The organism is Novosphingobium sp. (assembly GCF_965214355.1).
Lineage (GTDB): Bacteria > Pseudomonadota > Alphaproteobacteria > Sphingomonadales > Sphingomonadaceae > Novosphingobium.
Window position 1 is genome coordinate 3,785,082 of record NZ_CBDCBI010000002.1, and the last position, 16,269, is coordinate 3,801,350.

At 59.5% G+C, this 16,269-nt stretch carries 12 protein-coding genes; 9 read left to right on the forward strand and 3 right to left on the reverse strand.

What is annotated here, in order from left to right:
* Nucleotides 1-122 precede the first annotated feature (122 nt).
* The 6 genes from ACOOE2_RS17470 to ACOOE2_RS17495 all read left to right on the forward strand — a co-directional run bounded on the left by ACOOE2_RS17470 (nucleotide 123) and on the right by ACOOE2_RS17495 (nucleotide 8,325).
* Nucleotides 123-1,514 carry an O-antigen ligase family protein gene (locus tag ACOOE2_RS17470; protein ID WP_420384252.1) on the forward strand — a complete coding sequence of 464 codons (1,392 nt, stop codon included), beginning with the start codon at nucleotides 123-125 and terminating at the stop codon, nucleotides 1,512-1,514.
* Nucleotides 1,515-1,831: 317 nt separating this feature from the next.
* Nucleotides 1,832-2,542, forward strand: coding sequence for a polysaccharide biosynthesis/export family protein (locus tag ACOOE2_RS17475; protein WP_420384253.1), 711 nt, complete (start codon nucleotides 1,832-1,834; stop codon nucleotides 2,540-2,542).
* Nucleotides 2,543-2,622: 80 nt separating this feature from the next.
* Entirely contained in the window at nucleotides 2,623-4,851 is a 2,229-nt protein-coding gene (locus ACOOE2_RS17480; RefSeq protein ID WP_420384254.1) for a GumC family protein, read from the forward strand.
* 14 nt (nucleotides 4,852-4,865) lie between these two features.
* Entirely contained in the window at nucleotides 4,866-6,068 is a 1,203-nt protein-coding gene (locus tag ACOOE2_RS17485) for a hypothetical protein (protein WP_420384255.1), read from the forward strand.
* 79 nt (nucleotides 6,069-6,147) lie between these two features.
* Nucleotides 6,148-7,374, forward strand: coding sequence for a glycosyltransferase (locus ACOOE2_RS17490; protein ID WP_420384256.1), 1,227 nt, complete (start codon nucleotides 6,148-6,150; stop codon nucleotides 7,372-7,374).
* A 60-nt stretch (nucleotides 7,375-7,434) separates the two neighbouring features.
* Nucleotides 7,435-8,325 (forward strand): hypothetical protein, encoded by an 891-nt coding sequence (locus ACOOE2_RS17495; protein WP_420384257.1) that lies wholly within the window; start codon nucleotides 7,435-7,437, stop codon nucleotides 8,323-8,325.
* Nucleotides 8,326-8,332: 7 nt separating this feature from the next.
* Here the strand turns inward: ACOOE2_RS17495 and ACOOE2_RS17500 are convergent, their stop codons facing one another.
* On the reverse strand, nucleotides 8,333-9,397 hold the full coding sequence (locus tag ACOOE2_RS17500) for an acyltransferase family protein (RefSeq protein WP_420384258.1): 1,065 nt from the start codon (nucleotides 9,395-9,397) through the stop codon (nucleotides 8,333-8,335).
* A gap of 287 nt (nucleotides 9,398-9,684) precedes the next feature.
* Between ACOOE2_RS17500 and ACOOE2_RS17505 the strand changes: the two genes are divergently transcribed.
* The 3 genes from ACOOE2_RS17505 to ACOOE2_RS17515 all read left to right on the forward strand — a co-directional run bounded on the left by ACOOE2_RS17505 (nucleotide 9,685) and on the right by ACOOE2_RS17515 (nucleotide 13,210).
* On the forward strand, nucleotides 9,685-10,731 hold the full coding sequence (locus tag ACOOE2_RS17505) for an acyltransferase family protein (protein WP_420384259.1): 1,047 nt from the start codon (nucleotides 9,685-9,687) through the stop codon (nucleotides 10,729-10,731).
* A gap of 168 nt (nucleotides 10,732-10,899) precedes the next feature.
* Nucleotides 10,900-12,390, forward strand: a complete 1,491-nt coding sequence (locus ACOOE2_RS17510) for a hypothetical protein (protein ID WP_420384260.1) — start codon at nucleotides 10,900-10,902, stop codon at nucleotides 12,388-12,390.
* Nucleotides 12,391-12,448: 58 nt separating this feature from the next.
* Nucleotides 12,449-13,210 carry a class I SAM-dependent methyltransferase gene (locus ACOOE2_RS17515; RefSeq protein ID WP_420384261.1) on the forward strand — a complete coding sequence of 254 codons (762 nt, stop codon included), beginning with the start codon at nucleotides 12,449-12,451 and terminating at the stop codon, nucleotides 13,208-13,210.
* Between the two features lie 74 nt (nucleotides 13,211-13,284).
* Here ACOOE2_RS17515 and ACOOE2_RS17520 read toward each other — a convergent pair whose 3' ends face one another.
* Both ACOOE2_RS17520 and ACOOE2_RS17525 read right to left on the reverse strand, forming a co-directional pair.
* On the reverse strand, nucleotides 13,285-15,348 hold the full coding sequence (locus ACOOE2_RS17520) for a right-handed parallel beta-helix repeat-containing protein (RefSeq protein ID WP_420384262.1): 2,064 nt from the start codon (nucleotides 15,346-15,348) through the stop codon (nucleotides 13,285-13,287).
* A 188-nt stretch (nucleotides 15,349-15,536) separates the two neighbouring features.
* Complete coding sequence (locus ACOOE2_RS17525) at nucleotides 15,537-16,133, reverse strand: putative colanic acid biosynthesis acetyltransferase (protein WP_420384263.1); 597 nt, start codon at nucleotides 16,131-16,133, stop codon at nucleotides 15,537-15,539.
* Nucleotides 16,134-16,269: the final 136 nt, after the last annotated feature.

Below are 16,269 nucleotides of genomic sequence, written 5' to 3' on the forward strand. Positions count from 1 at the left end.
GGTTTCGAGCGCAAGGTCCCGACATGATGCAAGTGCCACGAGGAAGCCTTCGCCCCAAATCATCCCGGTCAGGTGCCAAACGCGCCGCATCAAGACGACCGGGTGCGTCGCGCGCCGCCGAGTTGCGGCCGGATCGCGCCGCATACCGGAGCATCGAACGCGCGGTCGGCGGCCGCAGGAATGCGCTCGCCGCCGCGATGGTGCTGGCCTGCCTGCTGCTGGGCGGCGGCGGCACGAGCAATCCCGGAATGGAATTCGTGCTCGAATTGGTGCTGCCCTTGCTAATCGTGCTGGCGGTCTGGTGGCCCGGACGCCCCGCACGTAACACGGCGCCGCGGATTTCCAGGGCTGCGCTGGTCGTCACCGCGCTGGCGTTGCTGATGCCAATAGCGCAATTGATCCCGCTTCCTGCCGCGCTGTGGCATACGCTACCGGGACGTCAGCCCGAAATTGCCGCGTTGACGCTGATCGGCCAAGCCAATCGCTGGATGCCGTTCACGATGACGCCCGCAACGACGTTTGCGTCTTTCCTGGCCATAATTGCCGAACTTGCAGTGTTTATCAGCGTGGCGCGGATCGATATTGCGGGGCGGCGCACGCTTTGCCGGATCATCGCCGGGGTCGCCCTGGTTTCGATCGTGCTGGGTTGCCTGCAACTCACGCAGGCGGGCGGATTGACGTGGTCGCTGTATGAAGATGCCAATTTTGGCTGGTTGTTCGGTTTTCAGGCCAATCGCAACGCCGAGACCGATATTCTGCAGATCGGTATCTTGGCGCTGGCGGCCATTCTGGCAGGTAAAGTGCAGCAGCGCGATCATGTGCGCGCGTCGACCCTCGCCGTCCTGGTGGCGGCGATGCTCGCGCTGGCGCTCGGTGCGGTGTTGACCGGGTCGCGCACCGGCATGGCGCTATTGCCGCTGACATACCTGTTCGTGATCTGGATCATGTGGCCGGTGATCGCCCGGCGCTTGTCGCGCGCCGCCTGGCTCGTCATTCTGATTCCGCCCGCAGCATGCCTGATCCTGCTCCCTACTGAGCAGGTGCAGCATGCATTGAGCCGGTTCGACGGTGTTGGCGACGGTCGCTGGGACATCTGGCACGACACTATAACCGCAATCCGCTCGGTCTGGCCGCTGGGGGGCGGCATCGGCAGCTTTCCGGTGCTGTATGATGCAGCGCAAAGTATCGAACGGCTGAAGCCGTTGCGTGACATCCGCGCGCACAATGACTGGCTGGAATGGGTCATGGAAACAGGCGTGCCAGGGCTGCTCGTGCTGGCGGCGACAAGCGTGATCATTCTGAGCTGCAACATTCGCGCGTTGCGGCTGGCGCTGAGCCGTGGCGCCGATCCGGACATGCGCGCGACGGTCATTTTCGCCACCGGGACTTTGCTACACCTCGGCATCCATGCGCTGTTCGATTATCCGATGCGCAGCATGGCGCTGGCCGCGCTGGTCGGTACGTCGGTCGCGATGCTGATGCCGGCAAAGGCGGCACCACATGCTCCGGAATGACACTGGTCTTCACGGCCGTGCTTTGATCAAACTGGATATATTGTGCGAAGCACAAAACTAGGGCAAGGGTTGTGCCGCAAGCGCTATGCTGCAGCTATGGGACGCGATGTCCACATATACATGATCGCAAGGCCACACGCCGGGGAGATCGGGAATTGATCGAGCGCGTTGACCGGGACCGAGGTAGTCCGGCATGTGTGGCCCAAAGGCCGGCAATGCCGATCTATATGGTTCGCCGCAACACGCTACAAGGCCATTTGGGCGCGACAGTGCGGCATCTGCAAGGTACCGAGCCGAATCGAGGAGTAGGTAACATCGTGAATCTGTCGAAAGCCGTAACAGTACTCGCGGTCAGCCTTTGCCTCGCCGGGTGTGAATCGCACCTTTACGATCACCTGCCGGCGAACGCCGCAGCCTACAAGATCATTCCGCCGATCGAGGACAAGGCAGAGCTGACCAACTACAAGATCACGCCAGGCGACGAATTGACATATTCGGTGCTTGAAGAACCAGACATGAAGATCGACAAGATGATTGTCGATGATGGCGGCTATGTTCAGGTGCCGCTGGCCGGGGCAATCAAGGTCGGTGGCATGTCGACGGCCGAGGCCAAGCACCAGATCGAAACCGTGCTGGGCGCGCGATATATCAAATATCCCAACGTGACGATCAACATCACGACGCCAACCCCGCGCCTGGTCAGCATCGAAGGCGAAGTGACGCAACCGGGCAGCTATCCGATCACACGCGATACGTCGCTGCTTAGCGCACTGGCGCTTGCGCGGAGCCCGACGCTCAAGGCGCGGCTTAGCGAGGTCGTGATCTTTCGCACCATCGGCCAACAGCGCATGGTCGCGCGGTTCAATGTGACCCGCATCCGCACCGGCAACGATCCCGATCCGCAGATCCAGAACGGCGATGTCGTCATGGTCGGCCTGAGCCATGCCAAGTCGGTCTATCGCGATGTCCTGCAGGCCGCGCCGCTGTTCAACGTGTTTGCCACGCTGAATACCCGGAACGGATTCTAACGACATCGACTGACATTGCCGCAGGGTCCGACCGGCCTCGTCAAAGCAATGACCCTTTAATTATGACAAGGTTTAGCCAGGTGCAGCCAACTCAAAATTATCCTGTAACCGAATACCAGGCGGCGATGGCCAGCCTGCATGTCGGGCGTGGCGCCGAAAACAACGCCGAAGACAAACAGGGCACTGACCTTCGCAAATTGTTTGTGATCGTGCTTGGCTATGCCAAATTCATCGGCCTGATCATCACGCTGTCGCTGGTTGCCGCTCTCATCGTCACGATGGTCACCACGCCGCGGTATACCGCTTCGACATCGGTGCAGATCAACAACCAGACCGCGCAGGTCCTGGGCAAGGGCAACGACACCGATCAGGAAGGCACGGAACTCCAGAGCACTGCAGACACCGAGCGGTTCCTGCAGACGCAGATGGACATCATCGATTCGCGCGCAATCGCCATCCGCGTGGCACAGCGGTTAAAGCTGGTCGGCGATCCGGCGTTCTACAAAGCTGTCGGCAAGCGCGAAGACCTGACAACGACATCGAAGGCCAAAATCTACGACGACACGATCAAGGCGCTGCTCGACCACAAGGCAGCGATCATGCCGCGCAACTCGCGCCTGGCCACAATCACGTTTTCGGCAACCGACCCTGTGCTCGCGGCAAAGATCGCCAACGCCTGGGCCGATGAGTTCATCCAGGCCAACCTGCAGCGCCGTTTCGACAGTTCGGCCTACGCACGCGAATTCGTTTCGGGCCAATTGGTCGAAGCCCGCGCAAAACTGGAAACGTCCGAGCGCGATCTCAACGATTATGCGCGCGCCGCCGGCCTGATCAAGACGCGTGACGGCGCCCAGCCCGCCGACAACAACAACAACATGGCCGCCAGTTCGGTCACGTCGGCCAGCCTGTTGCAGCTCAACCTGTCGTCGAACGTCGCCACGCAGCAGCGCATTGCGGCGCAACAGCGCTGGGACGCGCTGTCGCATGGCAATGTGCTCAATTCGCCCGAAGTGCTCGCCAACACCACCGTCGGCGCCCTGCTGTCGCAGCGCGCCACGGTCCAGGGTGAACTGCAGAGCGAACGCGCACGCCATCTCGAAGACTTTCCGACGGTCATGAAGCTGCGTGCGCAGGACGCCGCGATCGGCAAGCAGATCGATCAGATCGCCTCCAGCATCCGCAGTTCGGTCAAGCAGCAGTACGACGCTGCGGTCGTTGCGGACGATCAGCTCAAGCAGCAGGTCAACCAGCTCAAGGGGTCTTCGCTCGCCGAGCAGGACAAGATGGTGCGCTACAACCTGTTGTCGCGCGATGCCGATACAAACCGTACGCTGTATGACAGCCTGCTCCAGCGCTACAAGGAACTGACCGCTTCGGCCGGGATCAGCGCCAGCAACATCGCGATCATCGATCGCGCCGAAGTGCCGATCAAGCCCAGCGCGCCGATCCTGTTCCAGTATCTGGCGATCGGCCTGGCCATCGGCATCCTGCTCGCCGCCATCGCCGTGACCCTGCGTCATCAGCTCGATGATGCCGTCCACATTCCGGAAGACATCACCAAGAAGCTCGATATTCCGCTGCTCGGCGTCATCCCGTCGCTGCCGCAGGAAGATCTGATCACGGCGCTCAAGGATCCGAAATCGCTGGTCAGCGAAGGGTACAGCTCGCTGCGCAGCGCGCTGCTGTTCTCGACCCCGAACGGCCTGCCGAAATCGATCGTGGTGACCAGTTCGCAGCCGGCAGAAGGCAAATCGACCACCGCGCTGGCGCTCGCGCAGAGCATTGCAAAGCTGGGCCGTACCACCGTGCTGGTCGACGTCGATCTGCGGCGTCCGTCGCAGCATGCCATGCTGAATGTGGCGAACACCAAGGGCGTGTCGTCGGTGCTGACGCACCAGGCCGAAATCGACGATGTGATCGGTCACAGCGACAAGGACGGGCTGAGCTACATCACGTCCGGCCCGATCCCGCCGGCACCAAGCGATCTGCTGAGCTCGGACCGGATGACGCATTTCCTGCGCGAGCTGGAACAGCGCTTCGACGTGGTGGTGCTCGACTGTCCGCCGGTCATGGGTTTTGCCGATGCGCCGCATCTGTCGAACCTGGCATCGGGCACCGTGTTCGTCATCCAGGCCGATCGCGGTCGGCGCGGATCGCTGCGTTCGAGCATTACCCGCCTGCGCGGCGTGCGTGCCACGATCCTGGGCGGCGTGCTGACGATGTTCGACGCGACCAAGGCGGCCAACCGCTATACCGATTATTATGGCTATGATTATTATCGGTATTCCTACTATTCAGACGAAAAATAAGAGAAGCAGGGCCGGTGCGCGCTTTCGCCCTTCAGCTGACCATCACAATCGCGGCAGCCGGGTTTGCCGGCGCCGCACTGCTGAGCGGGCTGGATCGGCTGGCCGCGCAGGATGGCACAATTCCTGCGGGCATTGCGGCAGTGATCCACTGGCCTTATGCGCGCAATGCCCCCATCAACGCGGCCTATATTGCGGCATCCCGGCACGATTTCGGCACGGCGATCCCGTTGATGAATGCCGCGCTGCTGTCCGATCCGGTCGACGAGACCGTGATCGGCGGTCTGGGCCGGGTCAGGCTGACCGCCGGCGACCCGGCTGGCGCCGATGACGCATTCCGGGTCAGCGCCACGCGCGGATGGCGCGACCAGGTCACACACGGCTACTGGATGGCACAGAGTATCGCGGTGGGGGATTTTCAGTCCGCCGCGCTTCAGGCCGATGCCCTGCTGAACGACCCGCTGGGCGAACCGGCGCGCGAACAGGTCTACAACGCACTTCTGGAATACGATGGCGGGCGCAATGCGCTGGCGTCGCGGCTGCGCGCGCATCCGAACTGGGCATCGGGGGTGGTGTTCGATGTCGATCATGCCACCGCTGACCAATTGGCAGCGCGTGCGGATCTGATCGCACGCACCGGACCAGGCGTTTGGACGTGTTTCCAGACGGGCGCGCTGATCGACCGGCTGATCGAGGCGGGCGACACCCGTAATGCGACAGCCGTGCACAATGCCTCCTGCGTTCCCGGCGGACGGCCAGACCCGTCGGGCAATGCCCTCAACGATCCGCACTTCGTGCACTTCGCGACCGAGCCGCGTGCCAGCCAGCTTGACTGGTTTGCGACCTACAGTTCCGATGTCACGATCAGCCCGCTCACGAATGCGGCGGGGCACGGCGGCGTGCAGATCGCAGCATCGCGCGGGGTGGCAGAACAAGTCATCGCCCAACGCGTTGCGATTGGGCCCGGCACATACACGCTGACCTGGCAGATGCCCGACAGCGATCCTGCGTCCGCGGGCAAACTGGCGGCAGGTATCGGATGCGGGACCGATCTGGCGACGGCGGCGCCAGGCACGCCCGTTCCCGGAAAGCCCGGCACATTTGCAGTAACCCTCCGGTTTGCGGGCAACTGCACCACTCCGACGCTGGCATTCTGGCTGCGCCCGACCGACAGGACTGTCACGCTGGACGCCGTAACCCTGGTTCGCGCAGGACCCTAGGTGGCCTGCTGATGTCGCAATTCGGGATCACACCACAAACTGCTTGCCTTCGCCCACGCATTCACGAAACACGCAATCCATGAAGATCCTTGATGTTATCCTGAGCCTCAACCCGCTGGCGGGTGGGCCCCAACACACGGTTCGCGCGATGTCGCAGATCTGGCGGAGCATGGGGCATCAGGTCGATATTCTGACTCTCGATGCCCCCGACGCGCCGTATCTCGAGCCCGGGCTGGTCAAACATGCCTTTGGCAGGCTTGGCTCACCGATCCGCCGGCCGGGCCTGTCGGCGGCGTTCGATCGTTATGGCTATGCGCCCGGTGCCGCCAGAAAAATGGCCGAAATCGTCCAGGATTACGACATGGTCCTGGTTCACGGGCTGTGGAATTATTCGACGCTGCTCGCCCGGCGAGTCATGGTCGGTAGCGGCGTGCCCTACTGCGTATTCCCGCACGGCATGCTCGATCCCTGGCATCGCGAAAAATACCCGCTGAAAGATATCGTCAAAAGGATCGAATGGCCATTCATCGAAGGCGCGCTACTTGGTGGCGCCAGCGGTGGCCTGTTCACGACCCAGGCCGAAATCGATCTCGCCGATGGCAGTTACCTGCCCTACCGGATCCACCCCGTGCTCGTCGGCTATGGCTGCCAGGGCCCCGTCCAGGACGCGCAGGTCTCGCTTGCGGCGCTTCACGACAGCTTTCCTGCGTTGCGCGGGCGCAAGTTCCTGCTGTTTCTCAGCCGCATCCATCCCAAGAAAGGGTGCGATACATTGCTGCGTGCCTTTGCCCAATGTTTGCCGGATTTGGGAGACGTCGATCTGGTCATGGCCGGGCCAGACCAGGTTGGCTGGTCCAAAGAACTGAAGGATCTCGCCGCCACGCTCGGCATCGCCAATCGCGTGCATTGGGTCGGCATGATCACGGGCGAAGTCAAATGGGGCGCCTATCACGCGGCAGACGCGTTCGTGCTGCCGTCGCATGGCGAAAATTTCGGTATTGTCGTGGCCGAGGCCATGGCGTGCGGCACCCCTGTAATCATCAGCGACCGCGTCAACCTGTGCGACACGGTGATCGAGCACAAGGCAGGTCTTGTCGGGCCGCATGACCTGGCAAGCACGGTCAGCCTGCTGCGGCAGTTCGCCCGCATGTCACCCGGCGAACGCGCAGCCATGTCGCACGCCGCAACCGATTGCTATCACACGCATTACGAACTTGATGCGGCGGCGCGGCGAGTGGTCGATATTCTCGCCGACATTGCCAAAACTGCCAAGGCGCCGGGACCTCACCACCCAGTAGCTGCATGATCGCGATTGTTTGACGTGAAGCACCGTCTTGGTCTTGTCGCACTTGCAGCGGTTGCCGTTGTGCTTGGCGCCGAACTGGCCGCACGCCATGAAGGCTTTGGCCGCCCCCTGCTCTACCGGCGCACACCCGACAGCTATGAACTGGTGCCGGATCAGCGCGTGGTCCGCCTGGGGCGAACGACCACGATCAACACGCTGGGTGTGCGCGGTGATGCCATGCCCCCTCGGCAGGCGCCCGCCACGTGGCGGATAATGATTTTGGGTGATTCGGTCGCCAACGGAGGAACGCAGCTTGATGACGCACAGACATTTGCCGCGCGCACCTCGCGCGAGCTGGCAAGCAATGGCTGCAAAAACGATGTCCTGAACGCTTCGGCCGGCGGCTGGGCGCTATCGGACGAAGTGTCGTGGCTGCAACGACACGGGCTATATGGTGCTCAGTCGGTCGTCTGGGTGATCAACTATATGGATCTGGACCAATCCTCATCGGGACCGGGTATCGTTGACAGCAACCCCGCTTTTCCCAGCCATCCGCCGATGTTCGGATTGAGCGAAATCCTTTTTCGCTACGCCCTGCCCCGGCTCGGGATAACTCCGCCCACTGCAGACAAGGGCTCCGTGCCAGATGGCACTTTTGATCAACGGCAATTTGCGCTCAATCGGATAATTGTGCGGGCTCAGGCAGCCGGGCTCGCCCGGAACCATGTGCCGCTGATCGTGCTCTACCATGACAGTCCGCAGCCGATGCCGCCGGCGCGGGTTGCGGCAGAGCAGCTCTTCCTGGCCGATCTTGCGAGCCAGGGCATCGCGGTGGTCCGGTCCGCCCTGAATACCGGCCCCGGCAGTGCGCGCTTCTATGCCGACGAAATACATCCCAATTCCGCCGGCGCCGAACGCATCGCCCACACCCTCGCAATTAGCCTGCATAACAGATGCCCTACCGGTCGGTAGCGAAAGATCACAGGCCGTTTGTCTGCGCCATGCGCGGTGAAGCCAGTTTGCGCCGCAGCATAGCGCGCACCGGAATATCATAAAGCCGGGATATTCCGAACGCAATCGCCGTCACCAGCGCCAATGCCACAACGATATACACCTGCGGATTTATGGTTGCATACCGCCCAGCAAAATAGTTGAGCCAGCGCGCCAGCGGCTGGTTCACCGCATAAAGCGGGTATGAGATTTCGCCAAGCACAGCGAATACTGTAATTAGCCAAGCGGACTTGGGCTGGACCATGCCGGCAAAGATGATTGCGGGGAATATCAGGTAGATACATGCAATGCTGTAGAAGACATTTTCAAAAGGAGCGAACAGCACGAGCGCAAGAACGAGCGCCCCTGCCAGCGGCACGCCATTCGATACGACCGGTTTCCAGATCCTGCTCGAACGGTAGATCAGCGCACCGACCAGAAACGGCGCCATGGCACGTAACACCGCATAACCCTGGTCCGCCCACGCTGTCGAAAAGTCGAGGCGCCCAAGTCGAACTCCAACAATGATCTCTATCAGCGAGACAAGCGCAGTGACCACCGCCAGCACCCGGCCGTTCCTGAAAAATCCGGCAAAGGCAGCAAACACGATGTTGGCGATCATTTCATGCGTCAGCGACCAACTTGGTCCATTTATCGGATAGGAGTTGGTGCTGTGGCCGCCGCTAAAGCGCGCAACCGGTAGTAACAGCAAGGCCGCGACGCCGCTGATCGCGATCGAGCCGACCGAAAATCGCCCCTCCACCATCCGCCAGGTGATACCAAGTACGGCGGCAAAAAAGATCATCGGGTACAGGCGCATTAACCGCAACTTGATGAAACCCGCAAGATCCAGTTGCCCGTCGGCAATTTTTCTCTCGTAAGAAAGTGCAATGACATATCCACTAAGCATAAAAAAGAAATCGACCGCCATCGGAAAATTATTCACCGACGTAGGGATTTTAGATTCTTGCGAAATATGAATAACGGCAACGAGTATTGCAGCGATCCCGCGAAATCCATCCATGCCGACATAATGTTGGTGCTTTTGCGACATTCAAAATTCCTCGCAGGCCTTGTGCTCGAGTTCGCGAAGCGTGGCGCGCTCTGACATCAGGCAGCCCACTAATCGATGCGCGGTACTGCCCGTTTTTGCTCGCAATTGCAGTAAAAATCCTGTCTGGGCATAACCGGGAATTTGGTAGGCGTAGCCGCCCGCGAATCACGGCAATGCAGGTTTTTCTGTGCGATTTTGAGCGTTTTGCACGTACCGGGGCAGTCCCGACTGGATCGCGCTCGGCCCGCCCCGGTGGCAGCCAACATTGATCGATCGAAAGAGCGTGCATGACCAAGCGTTTCGCGGAACTTGACGGCCTGAGGATCGTCGCAGCCATGCTGGTCCTCATGTCGCATCTCGTTGAGGTGCCCGAAACCAACTATTTCGGGCCGATCGGCGTGTTGTTCGACGGCGGCGTCGCGGTACTGATCTTTTTTGTCCTGAGCGGCTTTGTGATCACCGGGCTGCTGACTCGCGAACTCGATCGCACCGGATCGATCGCGCTCAGGCAATTCTATCTGCGCCGCGCCTTGCGCATCTGGCCCGCATCCTATGCCTATATCCTTGTCGCTCTCGTGTGCGTGTCGCTGCACTTTGCCACCGCCCGGCCCCAGAATTTTATCTTGGCCGCAACCCACCTGTGGAATTACAGCTTCACGTTGACCAGGGCCGATCCCTCGAGCCAGGGCTTCACCATATTCGGTCATTTCTGGTCGCTGGCGTTGGAGGAGCAGTTCTACTGGGCATGGCCACTGGCCATGCTGCTGCTGCGCGGGCGCGCCACCAAGGTGCTGATCGTGATCATCGCGATTATGCCCGTGGTGCGGATCGTGTCCTATGTGTTGTTCCCGTTCTCGCGCGGGCAATTGACCGCGATGTTCCACACTGGGATCGATCCGATTGCGCTTGGCGCCTTGCTCAGTCTGTCCGGGGAAAGGCTGCGCCCCCAAGTGGCGCGGCTGTCACCATGGCTGTTCTATGCCAACCTGGCATTCCTGCTGGTCCTGTGCCCAGTGCTAGAGGCGCATCTGCGCGGGTTCTGGACGGTCACATATGGCCGCACGCTCGAGGCGGCATCCGCAGGCCTGCTGATCATCGCGCTGATCCACGGGCCACAGACCCGGCTTGCGTGGCTTCTGCGTACCTGGCCGATGCAGTTCGGCGGTCGCATTTCGTATAGCCTGTACGTGTGGCAGCAGTTGTTTACCCTGCGGATGTCGATATTTCCCCAGGGAGCGCTGATGGCCATCGCATTGTCGCTGGCTGCGGCCACCGCGTCGTACTACCTGATCGAGCTGCCGTTCCTCAGGCTCAAGGATCGCCTGGCGCCATGATTATCCTGGCACACACAAGGAAACAAACCGCTTGCCTTTGCAGGCGTGTTGAAGAAACAGGTGCAGCATGACAAACCCCCGTAAATCAGGCTGCGGAGCGCATATGACGACGCGCATATTTGCGGTATCAGGTCCCATAGCGATCGCTCTATCGGGGCTGGCGCCGCGATGAAATCCCTGCCCCGCCACGCCGCCATTTATCTGCTCGTCATCGGCTTGCTGTCGCTGTTCCAGATCGTGATCGGCGCCAATATCCTGTTGCTGATCGCAATCGATCTGGTGTGCTTGACCGCACTGGTGCCGATGACACGCAAGTCATTCGATCCCAACGACCTGCTGTTTCTGTCGCTGTCATTTTATTACGGTACATTTGCACTTGTCCTAAAATCGTTGGTGCTTCAGCCCGTACAGGAAAATCTCGAGGTTCCCCTGCTGACCTCGCTATACCTAGTCAGCGGATTTGGATTGATTTTCCTGGCCTATTTGTGGGTTATGCGCGGAATGACTTCGTATTACCCCGGCACACGTTTACGTACCTGGGGCATTTTCGAACGCTATTTCGCAGACCCGCGTTTCCTCGCCCGATTTACGCTTCCACTGTCGCTTATGGCGAACTTGTTTGCCATTGTCTTGTCGACGCTGTCGCATTCGGCGCAGGAGGTGGCCAATGGGTTGGCCACCGCAAGCAGCTTGACAACGCTGGGATCGCTGCTGCCGATCGTTCAGCTTGCGCTCGCCATGCAATTGTCGCTCCAGGCGCGTCGCGGCTCCCAGATCGATCGCGTATTGATCATCATCACGATTGGCACAGGCGTCGCGCTGTCGATTTTGAACAACCAGAAACTGCTGGGGTTCATGCTGGCCGTCACATATGGCGTCCATATGATCGCCTATCGCGTTCGCGTAAGGCCAAGAGTCATCGCGCTGGGCACAGCGGCTGTGATGGTCCTGTTTCTTTACGTTACGCCGTTGATCCACATCATCCGCGCTATGGACCTCGTGAAGTCGGAGCGAATCGCACAAACATTCCACATATTGCAAGAAGCGCATTTTTCGCCGATCGAGCTTTCAGAAATCGAGGCCAAGCTGCCTGGAGCAGACGATCCGAGTTCACTGGCCACACGCTTGAATTACCTGGCTCCCAATGACTTCAACACCGACCGATTTACGATGCTGATTCCGATCGACCTGACTGCGCGCGCAAGCTTGACCGAGCCATTGGGTCTAGGTGCGTATTTTAAGGAAATCGTTCTTGAAGTTCTGCCTAAATTCATAACCGGCGAACATAGTCTCGATGTGCTGGTTGACCAGATTGCCTGGCGTTACGGCATCCGCGAAAACAACGTGGTTGCGCGCCCAGCCCTGGGCATGCTCGGAACCGGCTACGGTGTGGCTGGCGCCTGGGGTGTTCTGGTGATTGCACCACTTATCATGCTGGCATTTTTTGCACTGGTAAAAAGAGTATGCAACGGTAGCATTTGGGAAAATCCCTGGGCGGTATACATTGCTTCATCAATTTTTTTCTTTGGTGAACAAGATATTACTTTGCCGGTTTTGATTGTGCGAAGCTTTTTGCCGATAATTCTGATCGCCGCCATCTTGATCGTATACGATCAGTTGTTCAGTCGAGTTCAATCTAGTACTGACCGTCGCTCTTGAAGCACGATATTCGGTCATTCTGGCAAACCTGCCCATCTACAAAATTTGGAGCGTCGCCATGGATGATAAGTCTCAAGTTCCTATTATCAACGTCCACTTCATCGACACCGGCCATTCATGGAATTATTATAATCTGAAAAGAAGCGATTTTCAAAAAACATATGGTAATCTTATCGGTGCCGAGCCTGCTATTTCGGGACGTGTGATCGATATCGGATGCGGCCATGGCGATAACCCGGCGTACAAGTATTTCGAAGCTTCGGTCGGCCAACTCGACGGCGTCGATCCGTTTCCGATGATCGAGCCCGCGCCAAACCTGGCCAATCGCTGGACCTGTGGAGTCGAAGAACTTCCAGTCGGCGACAATACATATGACATGGCATATTCCTACAACGTCGTGGAACATGTCAAGGAAGTCGACCCGTTTCTGCGCAAGGTCGTGGCGATCATCAAGCCCGGCGCCTGTTACTGGTCAATGTCACCAAACTACTATCACCCGTTTGCGAAAATTACGCGCACGATCCAGGCATCGGGATTGCTTAATTTTTACAAAAAGCTCGTCAGCAGCCAGGCCCGCCAAGCGGTCAACGACTATCCCGCATATTACAACATGTCGCGCGAAAGCAATATCGTCAGTTCAATCAAGAAGCAAAAATTGCCGATCACCAAGATTGATTTCTACTATATCCCCAATGCGCAGTGGGATCATTACTTTCCGCCAAAGCTCCGCTTTGTGGCGCGCATCATGGACAATATGTGGATTTTACGCCGTCCACGTAAATCGTTCATTTTCATGTTCCGGATCGAGAAAGCCGCCTGATACCGGCCCGCGAACCCTCTTTTGACCACACGGCAGGCCATCGACCGCGCATCCCTGCGGTCGATGGTTTTCGTTCATTGGACCGGAAGCACGATCCGCGCGTCTGCAGAATTATCTGCCGCATGCAATCTGGTCACATGCTCGACCAGGATGGCGTTGCCATCGATCGCAGCCTGGCCGAAATTGTGCAAACCGGTCGATGAAACATGGTTTCGTTCGAGCGTGACATCGTCCGCCTGTGAAACCAGGATGCCCGCGCCCGGCACTTTATCGATCGTATTGTCGCTGATGACGATGTGGCGTGGCACGACATCGCCATCCGTAAGCCCGCTGCTTGCGGCGAAGTCGGCGCGCCGCTCCATATAAACCGCAATCGCGGCCGGCGCCGCCACCGATCGCGTGCCAGAGCCAAACCAATGCACATTGACATCATGAATGACATTCCCGGCAATCACGACATTGGTAGCCGGTAATCCCTCAAGCTCACCCGATTTGTTTTCATAAAGGATCTGGACCGCCGATTCAGCCGTGCGATCAAAGCGGTTGTTGAGAACCGCGATATTGTTGCCATGAAGGATAATGCCGCGCTCGCTGTTGTCATGAAACCAGGTATTGCGCACGACAACATTCGATGTACCCCAGTCGCGCGGCGCAATCGCATACGTCTGCCCGGGCTGCATCGCGGCAGATCCGGGCCCAAGATAAATCGTATACAGCGTCTTGCCTTGTGCCGGCGGATCGACCCTGGCGATGGCGACGCCCGACGCAATCGTACGGTTGCCCTTGTCACCAAAAACATCGACCAGGCCGCCAACTCGCCAATAGCTTCCATCGCCCGAAGATGGAGCCTGGATCGTGGCGTGTCCGATTGCCGTGCCATTCCTTAACGCGCCGCGGATGTTGAGCCCATCATCGGCCTGGTTGCCGATTTCGCTATCGTCGATCACCACATCGCCGCGGCTGGTCAGCACATCGATCCCGTCGGACAGCGTGGAAATCAGCCGCTTGCGCTCGCCCGCTTGCAAGAGTGTGTCGGGTTTGCGCACAATGCGGCAATGCGCGATATGAATGGCTTTATCCGCGTCGCCAACGACAATTCCCTGGCCGGGCGAACTCCAGATCGTCAAACCTTCAAGATTGATGTTGGCCGAGTTGCCTTCGACGACGACAGCGGAATAATTGTTGTCGCGCACGCTGGCAAAAAAGTTGCCGCTGGTTGGTGGCACCGGGCTCAGGCGCTCGCCGCCGGCGAACGCATAAGTCTGGCCCCCGGCATAGCGAAAACAGGCCGAAGCCGGGATGCCGGTCACCGGCGGCGGGCAAGTATAGGGTATTGCCCCGTCGCGCGCATGCTCGGCAAACCAGGCTGAAAAATCGCCTGGCGACATATCGTTGGAATAGTTGAAGGTGCGGCGCGCGAGATCGAATGGGATGAATATAGTTAACGGTATCGGCATCGCGGGATCGATCGGATAGGCACGATCGACTGTCAGCGTTTGCGAACCGGGATTGCCCGCAACCGTGACGGGAACCGCAAGCGGCTCATCATAGTCTATGATGACATTGCGCAGCGTGAAGTGATCGCTATGCGTGATGGAAATGCCACCGCGCAGATGTAATTTGGTGAGCGGCGCTTCGCGCTTGCCAAGATACGCGAACAGCAAAGTCGAGCCATGGCCATCGACGACGACATGCGACAGATTGGCAAATTCCAGGACGCCCATGTAGGATGGCACATCGACAGGCGGGTAGAGGTGATAAATGCCCTTGGGTATGTCGAACAAGTCGGCGTTTTTTGACCGCACCTTATTGACCGCAACCGCAAAGCGGTAATAATCGAGATAGAGGCCGCCATGGCCCGCCTTGTCAGATAGCGCCTGTGCCTGCGCCGCGACGTCGGGATCGGTCAGGCTGACCACGTTGCGAAAACTCGTCGGTATCTGGTTTTCCTGCGATAGCGCCGTATTTCCCGCGATCATCTGGCGGCTGCGCGCCAGTGCCGTGCCCTCGACGGCCAGCGCCCGTGTGTCCGCCGACGACCCGGGTTGCGCCATTGCCGTTTCGGCAACCGTCATTCCGACAGCGGCCAGCGCCGTCGTCAGGGCCATCAGCGCGATACCATTCGAACTGTATGTCAACACCTGGATCCTTTGCAAATGAACGCAAATCAGTCGCCAGAGGCCGAACGCCCCCAAACGGCGCTCCCTGAAACGTCAAGGCGATGCAGAGGCTTTGCGACACAGTACAATCACACCTGATGTATCGTTCTCATGCGATTTCGATGCATTAATTTCTGGTCATCGCGCGCGACCAAATCCGCCCACCGTTACGGTTGCAAAAGATCGGGCGCATTGCGAAATTGGCGCGGACGGATCGGTTGCGCCGGATTTCCCGAATAAACCGTCCACGGTTCCAGGTTGCGCATCGCACAACCCCGCGCGCCAAGCACGACACCATCCCCGACTGTCACCCCGGGCCCGACAAAGGCCTCGGCCGCGATCCATGCGCGGGCGCCGATGTGGATCGGGCGCACGTGCAGCTGGAAATGCACATCGCTGACATCGTGGGTACCGGCGCACAGATGGGCACCCTGCGACACGACCGCGTATTCGCCGATGACGATCTGGCCCATCGAATAGATCTGCGTGCGGGGCCCGATCGTGGCGTGGTGCGCCACAACCAGATTGGCCGGAGACCAGATCCGCGCTGAGCCGTAAATACGCGCCTTTTCACCGATCCGCGCGCCAAACATGCGCAGGATCAGCCGGCGCCAGCGGTGCAGCGGCGGCGGGGTCCATGCCGCAAGCACCAGCCAGGCTATACCCCAGGTCAGCCGATAAAACCGGTTTGCCAGCGAAAAACTTGGGGCCCCGTCAAGCGAACGTCCAGATTCGCCGGTCAACGGCTCGTCGCTCTTGCGCATTGGTACACCCTGTCCCGGCTTGGCCCCGGCCGCTCGGGCTGGCTGGCATCTACCTATGCAGGCACGCCTGCCTACCGCAAGTGCGAATTGCATGCGGCGAACCCTTTTGCTCTTCATCACGTGCCAAAATACCCGG